The sequence below is a fragment of the Fusibacter bizertensis genome (assembly GCF_029914245.1).
GTDB lineage: Bacteria > Bacillota > Clostridia > Peptostreptococcales > Acidaminobacteraceae > Fusibacter_C > Fusibacter_C bizertensis.
Genome location: NZ_JARYZI010000013.1, coordinates 21,854 through 43,732 on the forward strand (window position 1 = coordinate 21,854; position 21,879 = coordinate 43,732).

Annotated in this window: 22 protein-coding genes and 1 other annotated feature; of the genes, 14 read left to right on the forward strand and 8 right to left on the reverse strand. The window is 36.8% G+C overall.

Annotation, left to right across the window (positions count from 1 at the left end; translation table 11 throughout):
• Nucleotides 1-30: 30 nt before the first annotated feature.
• Together QE109_RS15230 and QE109_RS15235 are read left to right on the forward strand one after the other, a co-directional pair.
• Nucleotides 31-294, forward strand: coding sequence for an HPr family phosphocarrier protein (locus QE109_RS15230; protein WP_281095409.1), 264 nt, complete (start codon nt 31-33; stop codon nt 292-294).
• Between the two features lie 80 nt (nt 295-374).
• The gene (locus tag QE109_RS15235) at nt 375-674 is read left to right on the forward strand and encodes a hypothetical protein (RefSeq protein ID WP_281095410.1); all 300 of its coding nucleotides are present in this window, start codon (nt 375-377) and stop codon (nt 672-674) included.
• Here QE109_RS15235 and QE109_RS15240 read toward each other — a convergent pair.
• Nucleotides 671-1,339 (reverse strand): uracil-DNA glycosylase, encoded by a 669-nt coding sequence (locus QE109_RS15240; protein WP_281095411.1) that lies wholly within the window; start codon nt 1,337-1,339, stop codon nt 671-673. The two genes, QE109_RS15235 and QE109_RS15240, sit on opposite strands and share 4 nt — an antisense overlap.
• Nucleotides 1,340-1,485: 146 nt before the next feature.
• On the opposite strand from QE109_RS15240, the gene QE109_RS15245 reads away from it, so the two are divergent.
• From QE109_RS15245 to aspS, 10 genes are all read left to right on the forward strand, one after another.
• Nucleotides 1,486-2,331, forward strand: a complete 846-nt coding sequence (locus QE109_RS15245) for a diguanylate cyclase domain-containing protein (protein WP_281095412.1) — start codon at nt 1,486-1,488, stop codon at nt 2,329-2,331.
• Between the two features lie 86 nt (nt 2,332-2,417).
• Nucleotides 2,418-3,113 (forward strand): response regulator transcription factor, encoded by a 696-nt coding sequence (locus tag QE109_RS15250; RefSeq protein ID WP_281095413.1) that lies wholly within the window; start codon nt 2,418-2,420, stop codon nt 3,111-3,113.
• A 10-nt stretch (nt 3,114-3,123) separates the two neighbouring features.
• Nucleotides 3,124-4,533, forward strand: coding sequence for a sensor histidine kinase (locus QE109_RS15255; RefSeq protein WP_281095414.1), 1,410 nt, complete (start codon nt 3,124-3,126; stop codon nt 4,531-4,533).
• A 225-nt stretch (nt 4,534-4,758) separates the two neighbouring features.
• Nucleotides 4,759-5,412: a GntR family transcriptional regulator gene (locus tag QE109_RS15260; protein ID WP_281095415.1), complete on the forward strand. Its 654-nt coding sequence runs from the start codon at nt 4,759-4,761 to the stop codon at nt 5,410-5,412.
• Between the two features lie 10 nt (nt 5,413-5,422).
• Nucleotides 5,423-6,814, forward strand: coding sequence for an AbgT family transporter (locus QE109_RS15265; RefSeq protein WP_281095416.1), 1,392 nt, complete (start codon nt 5,423-5,425; stop codon nt 6,812-6,814).
• 76 nt (nt 6,815-6,890) lie between these two features.
• Nucleotides 6,891-7,613, forward strand: coding sequence for a DUF5058 family protein (locus QE109_RS15270; RefSeq protein ID WP_281095417.1), 723 nt, complete (start codon nt 6,891-6,893; stop codon nt 7,611-7,613).
• A gap of 13 nt (nt 7,614-7,626) precedes the next feature.
• Nucleotides 7,627-8,337 (forward strand): hypothetical protein, encoded by a 711-nt coding sequence (locus QE109_RS15275; protein WP_281095418.1) that lies wholly within the window; start codon nt 7,627-7,629, stop codon nt 8,335-8,337.
• A 71-nt stretch (nt 8,338-8,408) separates the two neighbouring features.
• Nucleotides 8,409-9,872: a M20/M25/M40 family metallo-hydrolase gene (locus tag QE109_RS15280; RefSeq protein ID WP_281095419.1), complete on the forward strand. Its 1,464-nt coding sequence runs from the start codon at nt 8,409-8,411 to the stop codon at nt 9,870-9,872.
• Nucleotides 9,873-9,882: 10 nt separating this feature from the next.
• Nucleotides 9,883-10,521 carry an SOS response-associated peptidase gene (locus QE109_RS15285; RefSeq protein ID WP_281095420.1) on the forward strand — a complete coding sequence of 213 codons (639 nt, stop codon included), beginning with the start codon at nt 9,883-9,885 and terminating at the stop codon, nt 10,519-10,521.
• 22 nt (nt 10,522-10,543) lie between these two features.
• Nucleotides 10,544-10,825, forward strand: a binding site (T-box leader).
• Between the two features lie 102 nt (nt 10,826-10,927).
• Entirely contained in the window at nt 10,928-12,253 is a 1,326-nt protein-coding gene (gene aspS / locus QE109_RS15290; protein ID WP_281095421.1) for an aspartate--tRNA(Asn) ligase, read from the forward strand.
• 123 nt (nt 12,254-12,376) lie between these two features.
• Here the strand turns inward: aspS and QE109_RS15295 are convergent, their stop codons facing one another.
• From QE109_RS15295 to QE109_RS15315, 5 genes are all read right to left on the reverse strand, one after another.
• On the reverse strand, nt 12,377-14,917 hold the full coding sequence (locus QE109_RS15295) for an EAL domain-containing protein (protein ID WP_281095422.1): 2,541 nt from the start codon (nt 14,915-14,917) through the stop codon (nt 12,377-12,379).
• A gap of 179 nt (nt 14,918-15,096) precedes the next feature.
• Nucleotides 15,097-15,789, reverse strand: a complete 693-nt coding sequence (locus QE109_RS15300; protein WP_281095423.1) for an ABC transporter ATP-binding protein — start codon at nt 15,787-15,789, stop codon at nt 15,097-15,099.
• Nucleotides 15,782-16,948 (reverse strand): ABC transporter permease, encoded by a 1,167-nt coding sequence (locus QE109_RS15305; protein ID WP_281095424.1) that lies wholly within the window; start codon nt 16,946-16,948, stop codon nt 15,782-15,784. The genes QE109_RS15300 and QE109_RS15305 overlap by 8 nt, the downstream gene beginning before the upstream one ends.
• Nucleotides 16,945-17,619, reverse strand: coding sequence for a cobalamin B12-binding domain-containing protein (locus QE109_RS15310; protein ID WP_281095425.1), 675 nt, complete (start codon nt 17,617-17,619; stop codon nt 16,945-16,947). Before QE109_RS15310 ends, QE109_RS15305 begins: the two co-directional genes overlap by 4 nt.
• Nucleotides 17,620-17,879: 260 nt before the next feature.
• A complete protein-coding gene (locus tag QE109_RS15315) occupies nt 17,880-18,425 on the reverse strand; it encodes a glutathione peroxidase (RefSeq protein ID WP_281095426.1) in 546 nt (181 codons plus the stop codon).
• A gap of 208 nt (nt 18,426-18,633) precedes the next feature.
• Between QE109_RS15315 and QE109_RS15320 the strand changes: the two genes are divergently transcribed.
• Nucleotides 18,634-18,804, forward strand: coding sequence for a hypothetical protein (locus QE109_RS15320; RefSeq protein WP_281095427.1), 171 nt, complete (start codon nt 18,634-18,636; stop codon nt 18,802-18,804).
• Between the two features lie 39 nt (nt 18,805-18,843).
• A complete protein-coding gene (locus QE109_RS15325; RefSeq protein WP_281095428.1) occupies nt 18,844-19,710 on the forward strand; it encodes an Mrp/NBP35 family ATP-binding protein in 867 nt (288 codons plus the stop codon).
• 178 nt (nt 19,711-19,888) lie between these two features.
• Here the strand turns inward: QE109_RS15325 and QE109_RS15330 are convergent, their stop codons facing one another.
• Both QE109_RS15330 and QE109_RS15335 read right to left on the reverse strand, forming a co-directional pair.
• The gene (locus QE109_RS15330; protein WP_281095429.1) at nt 19,889-21,178 is read right to left on the reverse strand and encodes a sensor histidine kinase; all 1,290 of its coding nucleotides are present in this window, start codon (nt 21,176-21,178) and stop codon (nt 19,889-19,891) included.
• Nucleotides 21,178-21,855, reverse strand: coding sequence for a response regulator transcription factor (locus QE109_RS15335; protein WP_281095430.1), 678 nt, complete (start codon nt 21,853-21,855; stop codon nt 21,178-21,180). Before QE109_RS15335 ends, QE109_RS15330 begins: the two co-directional genes overlap by 1 nt.
• Nucleotides 21,856-21,879 lie beyond the last annotated feature (24 nt).

The window sequence follows — 21,879 nt, forward strand, 5'->3', positions numbered from 1 at the left end:
AGAGGTAATAAAAAATAAGGAGAAAATACGATGAAAGTATATGAATTTGTTCTAAATAATACACATGGTCTACATGCGAGACCTGCTGGACTTTTTGTACAAGCTTGTAGTAAATTTCAATCATCTGTAGCACTACACAAAGGCGATGTAAAAGTCAACGGCAAAAGTATGTTAGGAATCATGAAAATAGCGGCATCAAAAGGGGACGAACTTAAAATTGAGATTGAAGGTGCAGATGAGTCTGAAGCACTTGAAGCGCTAAAGCAATTAATTGACAACAATTTTGACGAATAAAAGATTTGTCAATGACAAACAAAGCTTTTTAGTTGTAAATAATTACTAGTGAGTGTTATATTGGGGTTGAGGTGAATAATATGAGTATGAATATCCCAATTGAACTCAAAACAGGTTTTTTTCAACTTGAACAAGGGATTATCAAATTTGATAATCATGCCAAACAAATTCAGATTGAACTTGTTGATCAAAGAGCAGCAATAATTATAGAATTTAGCAGTATTCACCGTGTGATTTATAACCCCTACTCCAAGTATGAACTGGAGATACAGACAACACTTGATAACTATATAGGTTATTTGAAAAAAGAATCTGTTCAGAGAGGGGTTATCGATTTTCTGAAAATTGAGTTTGCTGATAAATTTAAAGAAATAAACTAGAGCGTCCAGTCAATGGGCGCTTTTCCTTTTGAAAGTAAAAATTCATTAGTTTTTGAAAATGGTTTGCTACCATAAAATCCTCTATAAACAGAAAGGGGACTAGGGTGAGGCGCAGTTAAAATAAGGTGATGTTTGTTGGTAATAAGCTTTGCTTTTGTCTGAGCTGGTTTTCCCCATAGCCAAAAAACAACAGGATCTTCCTTTTCGTTGATGCATCTAATGACTTGATCTGTAAAGGTTTCCCATCCTTTTTTACGGTGTGAGTTTGCTTCGTGTGCCCTTACAGTTAAAACTGTATTGAGAAGTAATACACCTTGGTCAGCCCATGATTTTAGGTAGCCGTGATTTGGTATAGGAACCGACATGTCATCGTGAAGTTCTTTATAGATGTTAACAAGTGAAGGTGGAGCAGGGATACCAGGTTTCACACTAAACGAAAGACCATGTGCCTGACCTACACCATGGTAGGGGTCTTGCCCTAAAAGTACAACTTTGATATCTTTGTAGCTTGTATAGTGGAATGCGTTGAAAATATCATTTTTATCAGGATAAATTGTTTTTGTATGATATTCATCGGTGATAAAACGGTTTAGTGCCTGATAATAGTCCTTTTTGAATTCCTCCGAGAGAATCTCGTTCCAATCGTTATGAAATTTATGCAACATAATTCCTCCAGTTTACCTCATAGATAAATAATATATAATTACAATTAAGTCTAGCATAAGCTAATAGACTGCGCAATAAATGGAAAAAATATCATGTATTTAGCTTCGAGATGTTCTAAAATAAAATTAGAGATCTCGGAGGTTGTATGCAAATGGATGTCCTTAGTCAATTTCAAAATTCTATAGAATATATTGAGAAAAGGTTGGTAGAGCCTATAAAACTTGAACAAGTTGCGTCAGAAGCTTGTATGTGTTTGTCTTCTTACTATGCACTTTTTAAAGCGCTTACACATTTTACGCTTAAAGAATATATTCGCAAGAGAAGGTTAACAGAAGCCGCCTCGGAGCTGGTGTATTCTAAACAAACGGTACTTGAGATTGCACTTAAATATCAGTATGAGACGTATGAAGCGTTCTCACGCGCATTTAAGTTGATGTATGGACTCTCACCAACACTGTATAGAAAGACTGGTATTTTTGTAGCGGCGTATCCACGCCTTAAAATTATCCATATTGATGAAAGTGAAGGTATAAAACTGATGAGTTATGAAATGAATAAAGAACATATTATTGAAGATATTGAACGTGTCCAGACAGGGTATATTATGGATGTTGATGTGGATCACTTTATAAGTGTAAATGAGAATTATGGTAGAGATGGTGGCGATAAGGTCTTGGTAGAAGTACCAAGACGGATTAAAAAACTTCTAAAGAGTAAGGCGATTGAATCAGAAGTGATGCGATTTGGAGGCGATGAATTTATCATCGTCTTTAACCAGATGACGAAAACTGAAATAGAAGCCTTAGCAGAAGAAATATTAGCCCAATTTGCTACGCCGATTCTCTATAAAACGGATGAAATAAAGATTACAGTAACGATTGGCATCGTACCAATCCATCACGGTGATAATGCTGAAGTATATATTGATCAAGTGAATGCAACGATGATTAATGCAAAAAAAATGGGCCGTAACACACATCAAATGCTTTAATAAAGATATTAAGTAGCACTCTAAATTATAATGGGTATATAATAGTGATAGCTATATGATGACCAATATTACTCCGGGAGGTTAAAATGTCTGAAAAGAAAAAAATACTCATGGTAGATGATGAAGTTCACATACGAGAGATCATGAAAGAATACATGACGATAGGAGATTTTCAACTAACAGAGGCTGGAGATGGACTTGAAGCGATAAAACTATTAGAAACCCAAACTTATGATTTGATTATCCTAGATGTGATGATGCCAAAGCTCGATGGCTGGAGCACTCTGAGAGAGATTAGAAAAAAAGGAAAACAACCAGTGATTATGCTTACCGCTAGAGGGGAAGAATATGATAAACTCCTTGGGTTTGAATTAGGTGTCGATGATTATGTTGTCAAACCATTTAGCCCACGCGAGCTGCTGGCACGAATGAAAGCCGTTATTGCAAGAACACAGGTAGAAGTTTCAACTTCTAATGCTCAGATTGTTTTTGAGCCTTTGGTATTGGATGCCGATGCAAGAACGATAGAAATTTCTGGCACACGGTTAAGTTTGACACCAAAAGAATACGAACTTTTACAGTTTTTAATGCAAAATCCTAAAATTGCCTTTTCAAGAGAGCAACTTCTAACCTCTGTTTGGGGATATGATTTTTATGGAGATGATAGAACTGTAGATACGCATATCAAGATGGTAAGAGAACATATGGGTGACCTACGTAACTGGATTGTTACAGTATGGGGTGTCGGTTATAAATTTGATCCTGTAGTGATAGAAAAATAATGGGGGAAATATGAAGAGTATCAGGGGGAAACTTTGGACTTGGCTCATGCTGTTGGTTATCTCTATGTTAGTTATATTATGGCTGTTTCAAGTTGTTTTTTTAGAGCGCTTTTATTATGCCATGCATTTCCAAAGAACTGAAGATAAAGTCTATGAGGTATCAAAATTAATTGGCGCTACTGGCTCTAGTCAAGCAGGATTAAACGACGATGGCGTCAGAACGAAGATAGAGGAACTAACAGAATTAACAGGATTAGGCGTGATGATCCTCGATGGGCAAGGAAGTACATTATATCAGGATAACCTAGCAGTTGAACAGATGTTTAAAAGGTCTTTATCTGAGTTGGTTAGCCATGTCCTCACAGGCAAAACAGAGATTACAACAGTAGCACATATGCGCTTTGATACTGAATACTGGGTTATGGCTACTCCTGTTATTGATCAAAAAAGTATAGTAGTAGGGGCGATGATTATCACAGCACCAATTGAACCAGTAGCTGAAACTGCTGAAATAATAAAAAGTCAATTACTTTATATCATGTTGATTTTATTGATACTCGCTTCAGCAATTGCACTTGTTGTATCTAAGCAATTCACTAGACCACTGATCAAGATCAGCTTGGCTGCAAAAGAAATCGCAAAAGGTAAATTTGATACAAAATGTGAAGTTGCTCAAGATGATGAGATTGGTCAGCTTGCCAAAGATATAGAGGAAATGGGTAAAGAACTCGGTCAAATCGACGAATTGAGAAAAGATCTTATAGGGAACATTTCACATGAACTCAGAACACCACTTAGTATAATCAAAGGTTATGCGGAAACTTTAAGAGATGTCACTGGTAACAATCAAGAAAAAAGAGAACTTCAACTCGACATTATTATTAAAGAATCTAACAGGTTAAGCAGTTTGATTGATGATGTACTTAACATGTCTCAACTTCAGTCGGGTCAATCGATTACTCAAGAGTCTTGTTTTGATATGTTGCCACTATTAGAGGAAATGAAAGCTAGATTCAATGTGATGCATCCTGTGGAAATTATCTGTGATGTGCATAGGACGCTTGTATTTGCAGATAGGGATAAAATTGAACAAGTTCTTATTAACCTTATAGGCAATGCCATTAACCACGCACAGACGGAAACAGCGATTAGAATAAGGGTGCTAGAAGCAATGCAGTGCCTGAGAGTTGAAGTCAGTGATGATGGAAAAGGTATACCAGAAAAGTCACGCCTTCATATATGGGACCGGTTTTATCAACTTGAAGATCAAAACAAGGGTAAACCCATGGGATCAGGACTGGGGCTCGCGATTACCAAAGCACTTCTTTTAGCGCATGATGCGAACTTTGGTGTTGAATCTGAACTTGGTGTAGGCACCACTTTTTGGTTTGAACTTAAAACATGTTCATCTAACCAATAGCAAGCACTCAATGACTTGCTGTTACCATAAAATGATAAAGTTAATAAAAAAACAGGAATTTAGTTTTGATATGATACCTCCTAAGTAGACAAGGTAAATAACCTAATCTACTTAGGAGGTGTTTTTTTATTTTGCAGAAAATTCAGAAAACGATTGTATTTCTAAAAACATAAGCATATAATAATGTCTAAGTTGTGGTATTACCACAGAAATGGGAGGCTTACTATGAAATCAGCTGAAACCACTGTAGAGGAAATCTTGGTAGAAAAGATACTGACGAATGTTTATCCGCCGCATACGATGTTACCGCCAGAGAGAGAATTGGCAGTGCTTTTGAGTTACAGTAGACCTGTAATTCACAAAGCAATTATTAGGCTTGAAGGGAAAGGTCTGGTGACGATTGTACCAAGAAAAGGCATAAAGGTGAACGATTATTTGACATCAGGTAAGCTTGGACTTTTAGAAAGTTTATATCATATGGATCGAGGCCGTTTTCCTAGTTTGAACAATGCGATGCTGGAATTTATCATTAGGAATCTAGAAGCGATGATCAGACAGATCCATAAGATGAGTCCTGTTAAAAGGAAAAAATCATATGACATGATCACTTCTGTTGAGATCAACATTGGTCATGATGTTTATATATGGGTACATACATTAGCCATGCTCAGTGGCAATCCGATTTATACGATGTTAGTTAATGAATTTCAAATAGGGATTTTAAATGTCGGCAATGCCGTGGTCAAAGAAAAAGGGGCTTCGGTTATGAAAATTTGGTTGAAGGAGATCGAAGAACTGATGATTGATGAAGCACAGGAAATCGGTACAGCATGTTTTGACCGGTTTTATGAACGTATAGAGAATGTCTGGTTAAAATAAGGGGGGGAACATGTCAAAGCAGAAAATTATCGTTAAAAAACAGAAAAAGGGGCAAGATTATGGCGCTGCAAAAACTTTTATTAGTGCTGCGGTCATATTATTTTTAATGCTGATGCTCACGGGTTTATTGACTTATTTTATTCCGGGAGGTGAGTTTGACCCTGAGACCATGATTTTTACAAAGTCACAAACAAGAGGAATTCCAATTGTAACTTGGATTGGGGCGCCTATTTTAGTGCTCTTTAGTGACTCGGGTGCTCTTGTAATAGCCATTATTATTTTTTTACTTATTATTGGTGGTGCAATTCATGTTTTAAAAGAAACGGGGTTAATCGAAGGCGTGATACTTGCGATCGTCAAACGATTTGCAAACAATGAAAATTTATTGTTGGCGATGTTGATTTTTGTGTTTATGACACTAGGCGCATTTGTCGGGGTTTTTGAAGAAGTTGTACCCCTAGTGCCTCTTATCTTAATCCTTGCTAGAAGAATGGGCTGGGATGATGTAACAGGACTAGGCGTTAGTGTACTTGCAACAGGACTTGGTTTTGCTGCTGCAGTGACCAATCCATTTACAATAGGTGTTGCCCAGCAACTTGCAGGACTGGTTATTTTCTCGGGTGCACTATTAAGGTTTTTTGTGTTTATATCTGTTTATGGTGTCTTATTCTTCTTTCTTAAAGGCCATATTAAAAGAAATAGAACAGAGCGTATTGACGCAAAAATACAAGATACATCACATGTACCAGCAAGTGCTTATAAATTTTTTGTCAGTCTGATGTTACTGATGGTTGTCGTTGTTGGTCTGACACCTTTCATCTCATTTTTAAGAGACATTACACTTCCAATTATAGGACTTATATTTTTAATCGCCGGTATTGGAGTAGGGAAAATTGTAAATGGTAGTGGCAAGTGGGTAACTAAGCAGTTTTTCCAAGGTGCAAAAGAGATGTCACCTGCTATCATACTTATTTTGCTTGCAACAGGGATTAAACACGTGCTTATTGAAGGCCAAATTTTGGGAACAATCTTATATGGAATTTCTAACCAACTTCAGAATAAATCGCCGTTATTTGCGCTATTTATGACTTTTTTAGCAGTAATGGGACTTAACTTTTTTATCGGATCAGGGAGTGCAAAAGCGTTTATATTAATGCCAATTTTGATGCCATTAATGGACCTTTTAGGTATTGGAAGGCAACTGGGTATACTGGCATTTCAATTTGGAGATGGATTTTCTAATATTCTATATCCTACCAATGCAGTACTGCTAATCGCACTTGGATTATCACGTATAAGTTATGTAAAGTGGTTAAAATTCATATTGCCACTTCAAGTAGTCCTATTTGTTTTAGCAATGTTTTGGCTTGCAATCGCATATAGGTTTGGATATGGACTTTGATGCGACGTATGTATAAATAGAGATATAGACAAATATATATATCGATATAAAAAACGATAAAAAGGGGGAGCAATTTATGAAGTTTGATCTTAACAGTGGATTTATGTACGCTTTGGCTGCAATCATCGTTGTATTCGTGATCGCTCAATCGCTGTTTTTCATGTTAAAGGCGATTAAACAAGCGAAGGCTATGGGGTTTGATAAAAAAGTGATCATGAGAACCATCAAAACCAGCGCGGTCTTTACCATTGCACCAGCGTTGTCAATTTTACTAGGGGTTATTTCACTTTCAAAATTTTTAGGTTTACCATTACCATGGATTCGTCTCAGTATTCTGGGGGCAATCACATATGAGTTAACAGCAGCTGCATCTGCAGCGTCTTCCTTAGGGGTATCAGTGACTCAGCAAATTACGGATCCTCATGTATTTTCAACAATTGTATGGGTAATGACAATAGGTATTATTCCAAGTGTTGTTCTGATTCCACTTTTCTTAAAAAAGATTCAACGGGGAATCGTCAAAGTTAAAGATAAGGACAATGAATGGGGAGAACTTTTTATAACCGCTATCTTTTTAGGTATGATCTCAGCATTCTTAGGTGTTGTTTTTGCAGATGTTCGCTCTGGTATTCAAGGTTTTATACCTATATTCGTACTCCTTGCATCAGCAGTAATCATGATAATCTGTGGACTATTGATGAAAAAATATAAACTTAGGTGGTTACAAGACTATGCATTGCCATTTAGCATCCTTGGTGCCATGGGGTTTGCAATTGTGATTACCAACTGGATAGGATAAGGGGGACAAAATTATGGAAAAGAATAGCAGTTTAAAGTTGGCGCAGGTTAAAAAGAGCCGTAAATACGAAGATGAAGTTCACGTTTTTGGTCGGATTTGGATGATTTGCGCATTTTTTATGATGATGAGTATACCTTTTATGATCAGTGTTTATTATGATGCATGGCCAGGTTTTGCGCCTGTATTTAAAGGCCTGTTAGGCGTAGCACCAATTTTTTGGACTGTAGCTGTGATTGAGATTATCACCTACACGCCGATGCTCGGATCGGGAGGGTCTTATCTAGGATTCGTTACAGGAAATTTAACAAATCTTAAAGTACCATGTGCGCTTTATGCCATGGAGAATGCTCAGGTGAAACAAGGTACACTGGAGGGTGAAGTAATATCGACAATTGCTATTGCAACTTCATCGATAGTAACAACTATTATTATAGCGGTGGGCGTACTGATGCTAACCCCCCTTACACCAATCCTAAATTCAGAGATGCTAAAGCCTGCTTTTGATAATATATTACCTGCTCTTTTTGGTGGACTTGCAGTGGTTTATGTGAGTAAAAATTGGAAAATTGCCATCTCACCACTCCTATTTATGATTGTTTTATTTTTATTAGTGCCATCTCTTGCAAGTTCAGTTTCTGTACTTGTTCCAGTGGGCTCGTTGATCGCGATTGGTATGGCGCGGTTACTTTATAATAAGGGATTGCTAAATACCGATAAGAGTTAAATTTGATAAAATTTAAATTTGACAAATGGAAGCGTTAATTGCTAGTAAAATTGTTAACTGGAGGTATGAAAATGATTATAAACGTTCTATTAGCTATATTGTTGGTCCTTATCGTTTTGATCGTTGTTTTATTGTTTAACACGATTAGATTTAAACCAGATAAAAGGACAAGTCAACCAACGGGTCAAGTTGAATCTGCGTATAAAAGTGAAGCTGAAAAAGATGCAGCCATGGCACGTTTCCAGTCTTTGTTAAGGGTCAAAACAGTTTCCTATAATGATCAAAGTCTTATAGATTATAGTGCATTTGATGCGTTTGAGAACACGCTAGCAGAGCAGTATCCTTTGATTCATGCAAACTGTGAGAAAACAAAGCATGGCACGACTGGATTGCTTTTTAGATGGAAAGGAAAATCAGATAAGGCACCTGTAGTTTTGATGTCGCACTATGATGTTGTGCCAGTGAACCAAGAGCTTTGGACGAAACCAGCTTTTGATGCTATTTTAGAAGATGATGTCATCTGGGCACGTGGAACACTAGATACCAAAGGGACTTTATTTGGTGTATGTGAGGCAGTAGAAGCGCATATCAAAGAAGGGACACTACCTGATGTGGATATATACCTTTCGTTTTCTGGAGATGAAGAGATTTCTGGCGATTCTGCACCGAGCATTGTCAGTTATCTAAAAAAAGAGGGTGTTAAGCCAGCACTTGTTTTAGATGAAGGAGGCGCAATCGTAGAAGAAGTCTTTCCAGGTCTTGATAAACCTTGTGCCCTCATCGGCGTAGCGGAAAAGGGATATCTAGATGTATCACTTAAGCTAAAAGGACACGGCGGGCATGCTTCAGCACCACCTGCAAAAACGTTAGTTTCTAGACTTGCTGCGGCACTGCTTAGGATTGATAAACACCCGTTTAAGTCGCATTTTACACCTGCTGTAACAGAGATGTTTACTACATTAGGTAGGTATTCGAGTTTTACTTATCGATTGATTTTTGCGAACCTTTGGTGTTTTGCACCAGTACTTAAGCTTCTGTTTAAAAAGCAGGGTGGTGAAATGAATGCACTTATTAGAACTACAATTGCACCAACTAAGATGGAGGGGAGCAAGGCTTTTAATGTGATGCCTCCGGCTGCAAGCATAGGATTAAATTTAAGGTTACTGGGTACAGATACTGTAGAAAGTGCAATTGCACATCTAAAAACCGTATCAGGTGAAGCAGAATTGGAGATTGAAGTGATGGAAAAAAGAAATGCATCGCCATACTCTAGAACCGATACTGAGGCATGGCAAAACGTAAGTGATACAATTGGTGAAGTATGGAAGGATGTCATTGTTTCACCTTATCTTATGTTGGCTGCAAGTGATTCAAGGCATTTTTGTGAGATTTCTGAAAATGTTTTAAGATTTTCAGCCATGACACTTTCAAAAGAGGAGCGTGGTTTAATCCATGGTAATGACGAGCGAATTACTGTTAAGACAATTCTCGAAACGGTTTCTTTTTATAAGTCACTTATTCGTAAATTTTCATAAGGAGTGAACAATGTGTGGAAGGTTTTATCTTGATGCAGATGCAGAGTTTTTACTGAATTACTTTAAAATCAAATATGAGCCTAAAATTCACGTACCAGAGGCGGTAATTTTTCCGACTCAAAGTACGCCCGTAGTGATACAGAGTAAAGGTGAGAGACGCATCGGTTTGATGCAGTGGGGATTAAGACTTCCTAAAGTGGGGAGACCTATTATTAATAGCAGAGCTGAAACAATTAGCAGTAAGCCTTTATTTAAAGCTTCTTTCGATAAAAGAAGATGTATCGTACCTGCAAATGGTTTCTTTGAATGGTCTGAATTTACGGATGATAAAAAGAAACCTAAGTATACTGTCGAGCTTCCAAACCAGCCAATTATGTGCATGGCAGGAATTTATACCAAGCAAAAAGATGAAACCGGGGAAGAAAATTGGAGATTTAGTATCGTCACTCGAGAGGCCAATGCATCTATGGGAACAATACATCACAGGATGCCTTTAATCCTTGAGGCGTCGGGCATAGATTTATGGTTAAATCCAGAATCTGACTATGATGAACTTGATAGGCTCCTAAGTTATGACATAGGAGATTTAATGCTAAATCTGGTGCCTCAAAATTCAGGAGATTTTAATCAACTGACTATTGACACTTAGAAAAAACTTTGTTATTATACGTTCAATACCAATGAACGAAAAAGTATATGCAGTGGAAATTAAGCGAGTGAGGAGTTGGTGAAAGCCTCATATGGAAGCGGCATAGAAAGACATTCGCAAGGTGCATTTCTGAAAAGGTAACTGTATAGGAAATGCCGGGTTCCTACGTTATAGGGATTTGAGGACTACGGTCGGAAAAAGGATGGTACCGCGAATTAACCTTCGCTCCTTACAGGAGTGAAGGTTTTATTTTTTTTTGACGTAGTTAAATTAGGGTGGCACCGCGTGTAAACACGCCCCTTGAACTTAATTGTTCGAGGGGCTTTTTATATAAGCTAGAACCTTTATGTGATTAATCACAGTGGTACTCTTATAGGGCCTCTCGAAAACAGAGAGGAGAATGTGTATGAAACGTATGAATTCAGAAGAAAGGCAATTGGTTGGTAAGATTAGTTTGAGCAGTGAAAGCAATCATGAAAGCCATGATGAGGTTACTGTAATGGGATGGATACACCGTATTAGAAAACTGAAGTCTGTTACTTTTTTAATACTAAGGGATAGAAGTGGTTTACTGCAGTGTATTCTAACGCCAGAACAAACCGAGCAACATAATCTTACTTTAGAATCTGTCGTTCAACTACAGGGAAGATGTGTACCAAGTAAAAATGACTATGGACAAATAGAGCTTATTGCTAGAAGTGTAAAAATACTCTCACAAGCGATGCCAGAATTACCAATTCAGATCAATGGTGCATCACTTGAAGTTCAACTTGATACGCAATTAGAACATAGAGTTTTAGCACTTCGTCATCCAAAAGAACAAGCAATTTTTAAAATTCAAGCGGCTATTGGAGATGCTTTTCGCAGTTTTTTAAAAGAACAGGATTTCACAGAGATTCATACCCCTAAACTTGTTAAAGAGGGTGCTGAAGGGGGATCGAATGTCTTTAAACTCGATTATTTTGGAGAAACAGCTTACCTCGCTCAAAGTCCTCAGTTCTATAAACAGATGATGGTTATCGCAGGTATGGAGCGTGTTTTTGAAGTCGGTTCGGTTTTTAGAGCAGAAGCACATAGCACGAGCAGGCATCTCAATGAATATGTTAGCCTTGACCTTGAGATGGGGTTTATTGAACATGAGGATGAACTTATGTCACTTGAAACAGAGCTATTAAAATATATCTTTCAGGAGTTGAGTAAAAACTATAAAAAAGAACTAGAATTACTTGAAGCAGCTTTACCAGATGTGCCCTCAGACATTCCAAAACTCAAACTAGAAGAGGCCATAGTAATCTTAAAAACTCAGTATGGAAAAACGGAGCTTGAAGGGGACCTTGATCCTGAAGGGGAGAAGCTCATTAGTAACCACATTTTTAAAGAAACAGGATCAGACTTTTTATTCTTAACACATTATCCTCAAAGGAAGAGACCGATGTACACGATGCCTTGTGGTGAGGAAGAAACACATAGTTTCGACTTGATTTTTAGAGGTGTTGAAATCACAACAGGTGGACGCAGAATCCATGACTATCAAACACTTGTCTCAGCGATGCAAAGAAAAGGTCTTGATCCTGAGATGTATAGAAGCTATCTAGAAGCTTTTAAATATGGTGCACCACCACATGGCGGACTTGCTATTGGACTTGAAAGATTAACAGCATTGCTTCTAGGCTTTAGTAACATTAGAAGAACTTCCCTCTTTCCTAGAGATGGTCAAAGACTTATGCCATAAAAAACTTACAATAGTAGCGAGGCGTGACTTATAATAACTCAAACTAAAAATCCTGCTTTCTCATAGTGCTTAAAACGTTGAGAAAGCAGGAGCTATAATGATTGGTTCATATGTCTAATAAGATTAGTGGATTCTTTTTTCACAAAAAAGTATGACTTCTTCAATTGGAAGTGGTTTACTATTGTAATAACCTTGCATGATAGAACACCCGTGGTCAAGTAGATAATCTTGCTGTTCTTTTGTTTCAACACCTTCAGCGATTACGTTGAGGTTGAGTTCTTTTGCAAGATAAAGGATCGTATCTACAAGTTTTGCAGGTTTAGAGTCTGTGAGCATTTCATCTATAAAGGATTTATCAATTTTGATCTCATTGATTGGAAGCTTTTGTAGATAAGTAAGGGAAGAAAAACCTGTTCCAAAGTCATCGAGAGAAATGGATATTCCTTTATCGCGTATTGAGTTCAATTTAACGATCATTGTGCCACTAGTTTCAATTAAAACGGATTCAGTAATTTCTAGTTGAATATATCGGGGGTCTAAATGATAACGCTCTAACCTTTCGAAAAGTTCATCTTCAAAGTTGCTTTCTAGTAATTGTACAACAGAGATGTTAATGGAGACTTTGAAGTTTGATGAAAACTTTTTCTTCATTTCCAGTGCAAATTGAATAGATTGTTCAATTATACATAGACCAATTGGGATAATCAATCCAGTAGATTCTGCAAGTGGTATCACTCTATCGGGAGGAATATATCCAAAATCCTTGCTATACCATCTTATAAGCGCTTCAAAGCCAATGATCTCATCTGTGTGAGCATTGATCTGAGGTTGATAATGTAGTGTGAATTCTTTATTCTCATATGCATTTTTAATATGAGAAATGAGCAAGTGATCGTTTTCAAGTGCGTTACTCATGGATGGATCGTAATGCATGTATTTCGATTTCCCACTTTTCTTCGCGTTGAACATGGATAAATCAGCTTGCATAATCAGCTCTTCAGCAGTTGAGCCATCATCTGGATATAGGCTATAACCGATACTAGCTGATATGGTAATGTAATCTTCACCAATGACAAGTGGTAAAGAAAAGGCATGCTTAATGCGATTAAATACATTTTCAAGTAATAATTTCTCAGTTTTAAAATTATCAATTACCAGGATAAATTCATCACCACCTATGCGAGCGCTAAACTGATCAATATTTACTTCAGCTAACCTATTAGCAACTATTCTAAGCACTTGATCACCAAAATGATGACCATAGGTATTGTTGATAAATTTGAAATTATCAAGATCAATAAAGACAACTGCTACTTGGTCGCAGGCCATGGTGTCTGAGTCTTTTAGATGGTTTGAAATAAATTCTTCAAGGTAAACTCTATTGGGTAATCCGGTTAACGCATCATGTTTTGCTATATGTTCAAGATGGCCTTGATATTCCTGAAGAGATTCATTTTGAGCCCGAAGTTCTTCTTCAGAGGTTTCCAATTGTTCATTCAGGCCTTGAAGGCTAATCTTTTGACGACGAATTTCACTTTCAGATTTTTTTCTTTTTTGAATATTAATAAACATCATTAAAATATATAGAATCAATAAGCTAAATACCAACAAAGTACCGAGAACGATGTTTTTATAGGTTTCAAAAAAAGAAAAATGTGCGTTTAGGATAGTAATATCTTCAGGTAGAGCACTTTTTTTTAATCCAAAACGAATTAATTGATCTTCATCAACAGCGCTATATACAGTGGCTTTGCTCACGTGCGGTATCAGATCAGGTGCAGTTCCTTCCAAAATTTGGATTCCTAATTTTGCAAGCATCTCTCCTTGCATAACGCCGCTTAGAAATGTCCCCCCAACAATCCCATGATCAAGTAAAAATTCATCTACTGAAAATATAGGCGCTGAGCTAGCTGCGGATAGTAATTCACCAAAGATTTCTGGTTTTTCAAGAAAACCATCTGAAGAGATGTTATACGAAATCAGCATTACTGCAGTATTGGCATCTAAATATGGTACTTTATCAAGTAACACTTCAAAAGACATATTTGACCAGTCTTCAACAACTGTAGAGTGACTTAAGCTATGTTCTTGGTAATCCTTATCGAAAGCTTCATAAGTTCGCAGTCCACTTTCGGTGAGATCGTGGATGACGATGATTTTGTTGAGGGAAGGTTTTAACTTTGCCATTAAATCTAAAGCACCAGCAGGTGCCATATTCTCATAAACGCCAGTGATATTATCTTCATTACCTATAATTGAAAGCGCAGTATGTTCGATAATGCCACTAAAAGCAATGGGAGCATTATCAAAAAAAACTTTTCTATAATCCATTGCAAAGATTAAACCTTTATCATCCGTTGTAAGAATCAAGTCGATATCGGTATTTTCATATTTAGCACCCAATAGCTGGGCTTGTTTTGTAAGTAGTTCTTCATCAGCAAATCTTTTCCAATCCAAGAATTCATTGTAGATGATGGCGTCTGGATATGCATCAGTTAATGTTTTGTTTATACCGATGTCTTGGTTAAATGTCCATTCATAATTAAAATGATAAGCATTTAAAACTAGAATGTGTCGTGGTTGAGGTTCATCATTTGCAAACGATATGTTATGTAAGAGCCCAATTGTAAATATTATATAGACAAATAATATATACTTTTTCATAGAAACCTCCATCTGAAATGCCTATAGTACCTATACCACATTTTTACAGCATTTAACAGCAATTAGCAGTATATCAAAAAAATATTGATAAAGGCACATTGTCAGATTTGAGAGTATATAAAAAGACACCACTAATCCGAATAACGTCTTTCAGGTTAGTGGTGCCACTATTTACGAACTTAGATTCGAGAAAAGTCGTTGAAGATTTTCCCATCTTTGATTTCTATGATACGATCTGTTTTTTCAGCAATTCTCCGATCATGTGTGATGACGATAAAAGTGGTTTCGAACTGTTTGTTGATATCACGCAATAAATCATAGACAACTTCAGTTGTATCGCTATCAAGGTTTCCAGTGGGTTCATCGGCAAGTATCAATTTGGGATTGTTAATAAGAGATCTTGCAATTGCTGTTCGTTGTTGCTGTCCACCGGACATATTTCCCGCTAAGTTGTTTTTTACTTTAGAAAGCCCAACGAGATCCATCAGTTCATGTGCTCTAGCATTCATTTTCTTATCGATCTTTTGTCCTTTGATGTAATAAGGCATTAACACATTCTCGAAAGCTGTAAACTCGGGAAGAAGATAATGGAATTGAAAGATAAAGCCTATGGTTTCGTTTCTCAATTTTGCTAAAGCGTTTTTCTTCATCTGGTCTGTTCGTACACCATCTATCATGACCGCGCCTTGAGTTGGCTGGTCCAAAGTACCTATGATATTAAGTAGAGTACTTTTGCCACTTCCAGAAGCACCGATGATGCCATTAAATGAATTGGATTTAATGTTGAGATCAATATCAAATAGCACTTGTGTCTTTATCTGGTTGCCATATACTTTGCTGACTTTACTGAGTGTAATTATATTATTATCCATTTTTGATCACCTCGATTGGAGAAAGTTTTCGGGATTTAAGTGCTGGTATGATTGATGCTAAAGTAGAAGCAGCAACTGCGATAAATCCTGATAAGCCTATGAATTTCATATTAATAAAGATTGGTACAACTGGTGTACCATCCGGGTTAAGTGCAAATTTAGTAAAGACAACCAGTAGTCCTAAACCAAATAGAATTCCGAGAATACCGCCGAGTATCCCAAGTATAAATCCTTGGAACAAGAATACAAGGCTAGAGGTTTTATCGTTGATCCCCATGGCTTTTAAGATACCAATTTGTCTTGATTTTTGAAGAACTGTAATCGCTAGAACACTGGCTATACCTAAAACGACAGAGATCACAACAAAAACTTGTATCATTAGACTTGAGGTGCTTTGCCCACTAAGTCCACTTAGTAACTGTTCGTTTTGATCTTTCCAGTTATCAATCCTTATTTGGTCTGAAAGGTTGTCACCTAGCATCTGTGTCGCCAAGATATCAGCATCAAATGGACTGTCAATTTGAATTTCAAGTGAAGTGACTTGATCTGTGGTAAGCCCTAAAGTATTTTGTGAAAATGCAAGCGGACTAATAATCCAGCTTTGATTGATACTAGCAACTTTTAAGTCGAAATAGCCCACAACTTTGGCTGGATAAACTTCACCGGTTGCTGTGAGTATATCAATTGTTTCACCTATGGTGACATCAAACTCTTCTGCAAGACTAATACCTAATAAAATTTCATCATCAGAGGAGGGCATCATAGAGCCATCTATTAGTTTATCGGAAATCTTATAGATATCATCAGCAAGATCAAGTTCAAAACCGCGTAATAAAATTTGCTGTGTCTTGTCATTTGTTTTCATGAACGCCCCACCACTCACTGAAGGGGTCATAAATGAAACCTTAGAATACTGCTGATCGATCTTGTTTTCTAAAGTGAGATAATCTTCAACAGGATCGTTTTTCTCAGCTGCGCTTATTGTGATATGTGGCGAACTTCCAATAGTGGAATCGAGTAAACTAATTTGAAGTCCTTCTATTAAGGAGCCAATAAAGATTTGTACTGAGATCCCTATAGCAATACCCAGTGCGATTAATACGGTTTGACCTTTGCTTGATGATAAAAAACGCAAGGCAATTCTGAATGCTAATCTCATCGGATCGCCTCCTTTACAGCTTTTAAGTCATCAAAAGTACGGACATAATAATCAGCTTTTATCTGTGATTTCACATCTGAGCTGTTGTGAACGGCATAACCGCCAACGATAAACGTAAAATGTTTTAAAACTTCTATTGTTCTGAGTTCTTCAATTAATCGATGAAGTTTAGTAAGGTGAAAATAATTAGTCACACTAACACATACTAGATCGGGCTTGAAATGCTTAATCGCACTAAAAATCTCTTGCTTAGGTGTATTAGCCCCTATAAAATAGGCGTCAAATCCAAGTAAGGTTAAAAAATCAGTTGTCATACGTGCACCAAGTTCGTGATACTCTTCTTCAAGACAAAATACCACAGCTTTTTTACGATTTAAGGGTTGAGTATGATTTGCTTCAAGTTGCTGTCTTTGCTGATATACATAAGGCAAAGTAAGTTCAACAACAGTTCTGACTATATTGCTGCTTAGATGTTCTTCCCATATTGGCATTGATTGTTCTTGTCGATTGCTAGAAATAGAATTAAGACTTTGGGTAAGAACTTCTTCGTAGAGCGTTTGAATGCTAATTTGATTATTTTCTAAGGCATCGGTTATGATTGCAACTGCTTCTTCACGATTATGATTTTCAAGCGCTTTTGAAAATCGACTATGAATGAGTTCTTTTGTCATTATTATGACCTCGCTTTCACTGAGTTTAATGCATTAATACCCCAATAAAGAGTGATTATAAACATTATATTGATATATATTCTTATTTATTTTTGATATTTAGTTTATAAATGTATCTTATCAAAATTGCTGTATGAGAAATCTGGTTTGGAATGAAAAACGGATTGATAATGTTATGAAAAAACTCCTCAGCTGATGGTAAAGCCATGAACTAAGGAGTTAATGAATCGTATTTAACCAAAAAGGTGTTTAGAATGCACTTATAATAGTGGTAATAGATGTTCTTTTAAGTCAAGTGGCTCAAATGATGATTCAAATCTTTTAACGACGTTTCCTTTGCGATCGATTAGGAATTTTGTGAAGTTCCAACGTATTGCATTTCCAATTGTGAATTCAGGATATTTTTCTTTCAAAATATTGTCCAAAATTTTATTTGTTGGATGGGATAAGTCAAGGCCTTCAAATTGCGCTTCATCTTTTAAATATTTAAAGACTGGATGGGCATCAGCGCCATTGACATCTGTTTTCTCGAATAGTGGGAAAGTGACACCGTAGTTCAGTGAACAAAAGTTTTTTGTATCATCGTTAGTGCCTGGTTCTTGTGCGTTAAACTGATTACAAGGGAATCCTAGAATTTCTACGCCTTGGTCTTTGAACTCAAGATAAAGCTTCTGTAGATCTTCGTACTGGGGTGTGAAACCACACTTGCTAGCAGTGTTAACCACTAAAAGAACTTTCCCTTCATAATCACTAAGTGAAACTTCGTTACCATCAATATCTTTTGCATTAAAATCGTATATATTCATCATATCCTCCATATATTTTGTATGTACTTTTGTTTGGTACAATTAGATTGTATACAATCAATAGGGTGTTGTCAATACTTTTTTGGAAATGTTTTTATAGTTATTGACATATATCGAAAACGTATTATACTTATAGTGGTTGGGACTAGAGCTCATACTAAAAATTTAAGGTTTTATTTGACCACTATATTATAGAAGGAGATTTAATATGCCAAATAAAGATGGAACTGGACCAAAGCAAGGCGGATGCTGTGGTGGACACGGCCATCACGGTGATATAGCTGCGGAGCATAAGCAAGGTGGATGCTGCGGTGGATATGGAAAAGGTGAAGGACACGCTGGACATCATGGTGAAGGTAAAGGATGCTGCGGAAAATAACGGATATAGATGAAAAATCCTAATGATGAGGAGGCTTTCATGAGCAATTCTTGTGACTCAAATTGTAGTTCATGCGCAACTGATTGTGGAGATCGCACAACTAAAAGCAATCTTGATTTATCACCTTCGCATGATCTAAGTAAAATAAAACGCGTGATAGGTGTCGTTAGTGGTAAAGGCGGTGTAGGAAAATCGCTTGTAACGTCTATGTTAGCTGTTGAGATGAATAAGCGTGGTTATGAAACAGCTATACTCGATGCAGATATCACAGGGCCCTCTATACCAAAGAGCTTCGGTATAACGGAAAAAGCCAGTTCAAACGAACTAGGGATGTTTCCAGTACGCAGCCATATGGGAATTAAATTGATGTCGATCAATCTATTGCTTCAAAATGATACTGATCCAGTTGTTTGGCGAGGACCTATGATTGGTGGTGCAGTTAAACAATTCTGGACTGATGTAATTTGGGGTGATGTTGATTATATGTTTGTGGACATGCCACCAGGAACAGGCGATGTAGCACTTACTGTTTTTCAAAATTTGCCTATAGACGGCATGATTATCGTCACAACACCACAAGATTTAGTATCGATGATTGTGACTAAAGCAGTTAAGATGGCGAGTATGCTTAAAATACCGGTTTTAGGCATCGTAGAAAATATGTCGTATTTTAAATGTCCAGACTGTGACAAAGAACATTATATCTACGGCAAGAGCAATGCGGATGAAGTTGCTAACAATTATGGTTTAAATGTGATGGCAAGGCTACCGATTGATCCTAAACATGCTGCGGCGTGTGATAGAGGCATGATAGAACTTGCAGATACATCCTTACTTGATGAAATGGTAAAAACAATAGAGACTCTAGACTTAAGTTCAGAGTCAAAGGATTTCCCAGTTGTTTAAGTTTGAATGTATATTTTAATCAAGTATAGAAGACGTATCCAAAAAATGAGCTAGACTTAGGATTCTCTAAATAAGAGAGTCAAGTCTAGCTCTTTTAAGTCTAGTCTAATTTAGTTTAGTTTCATTTTAAATTAAAGTTTTGGATTATAAATTAAAGTTTAGGATTTAAAATTAAAGTTTAGGATTTTAATTTTAAGGTGAAAGTTGTTTTTTCATTAGGGAGGCTTTCACAGCTTAGTTTTCCACCGTGTTGCTCGGTGATGGATTTTGCAATCGCTAGTCCTAATCCATAGCTACCACTTTCGCGGGAACGCACCTTATCACCTCTATAAAAACGATCGAAGATTTTAGGTAAGTCTCCTTCGGGGATGCCTTCACCAGTATTTTCAATTTCAAGTGTGTAGTGATGCGTTGATCTATATAGTTTGATTTTAATGCTGCCTTTTGAAGGCGTGTATTTGATGGCATTATCAAGTAAAATCATTGCAACTTGAGAGAGTTGCTCGGAATTGCCATAGATTTCTACGCCTGGTAGTATATCATAAGTTAGATCTATCTCTTTTTCAAAAGCTACAACTTCAAGACCCAATAAAATATGTTCAATTTTTTCTGAAATATCAAAATTAGATTTCATCATCTGATGATCTTCTGCACCATCCATTTGAGTTAGATAAAGTAAATCGTTGGTGAGATGTCCCATTCGTTCAACTTCTGATTTAATGTATTTAAGCCATTTTTTATCCGACTCGTCTGTACTGCTAAGCAGAACATCTACATTGGTGTGTATGACCGCCAGTGGTGTCTTGAGTTCATGTGATGCGTCTGAGATAAACTGTTTTTGCTTGTCGAACGCTTCTTTGATCGGCCTAACTGACCTTTCCGTTAGGAAGCTACTAATAAAGAAAATAACGAAAAGCATCACAACTGAAACACCTATAAAAGTGAGAATTAGTCGGTCAAGTACATCCTTTTGGGTGGTCATATCTAAAAAAGAGATGACATAGCCACTTGGTCTTTTTTGAACCATGTAAGCCCACGTGCTACCATCGAGATCGAAATCACCATAGGCATCCTCAGTTTTGTCGACATTTGCTAAAGCATTGGTATAAAATGTGTCATCAGCTGAGAAAAAAGAGAGCCAAGAGGAAAGTTTGAAGCCCTTATTGGTTTCGATTACAAAAGCTGCAATTCTCTCTTTAGGCAACTTATCATTTTCCTTAGTATTCATATTATTATCTGCGATTTGGGGTTCAGTTGGTACAGGCATTGATCCACCTAGCAAATCAAACTTTGGTAAAACAATGCGGTCGCTTTTATTGAAATCAGCAATTCTGAACAGATCTTGTTTGATAACCTCGTGGATATTGTTATATGTCATGATATAGATCGTTGAGAAAGAGATGAGCATCAATATAGAGATTATGCTTAAGTTCATTAGTAGCAAACGATTGCGTAACTTTTTGAACATTACTTATTTACCTCCAATGCATATCCGACGCCTCTAGTAGTTGCAATTATAACGTTTGATTTTAAAAAGCTTAGCTTTTTACGAAGGAATGAAATATAGACTTCTACATTATTATGCTCAGCTTCAGAGTCAAACCCCCATAGTTTATCAATGATCATTTCTTTAGAAGCAATCAAACCTTTTCTAAGAATCAAAAATTCTAGTAGTTCACATTCTCTAAGCGTCAGTTTAATTTCTTGAAAGTCTTTCGTGAGCATCAGAGTAGACGGTGTAAGCTTGATATCGCCAAAATTCAGATCATCACTCACTTGGATTTCACCTTTTCTTCTAGAAAGGGCACGGATACGTGCTAAAAGCTCTTCGGTTGCAAAAGGCTTTGGCAAATAATCATCTGCTCCGCTATCAAGTCCAGTGACACGATCACTCACTTCTCCCTTTGCAGTTAACATCAGTACGGGTACCTTTATGCCTTCTGCCCGAAGCTCTTTTAAAACTTGGAGACCATTCTTTTTAGGTAACATAATATCAAGCAGTATCATATCGTATATTTGACTTAATCCGTAGTCTAATCCATCTTCACCATTATGAACCATATCAACAGTGAGATTATTTTTTTTTAGAATCTGTGAGATCGCTTCTGCTAAATGCACTTCATCTTCAACGAGTAAAATTCTCATACATTCACTCCTTTTCTACATATT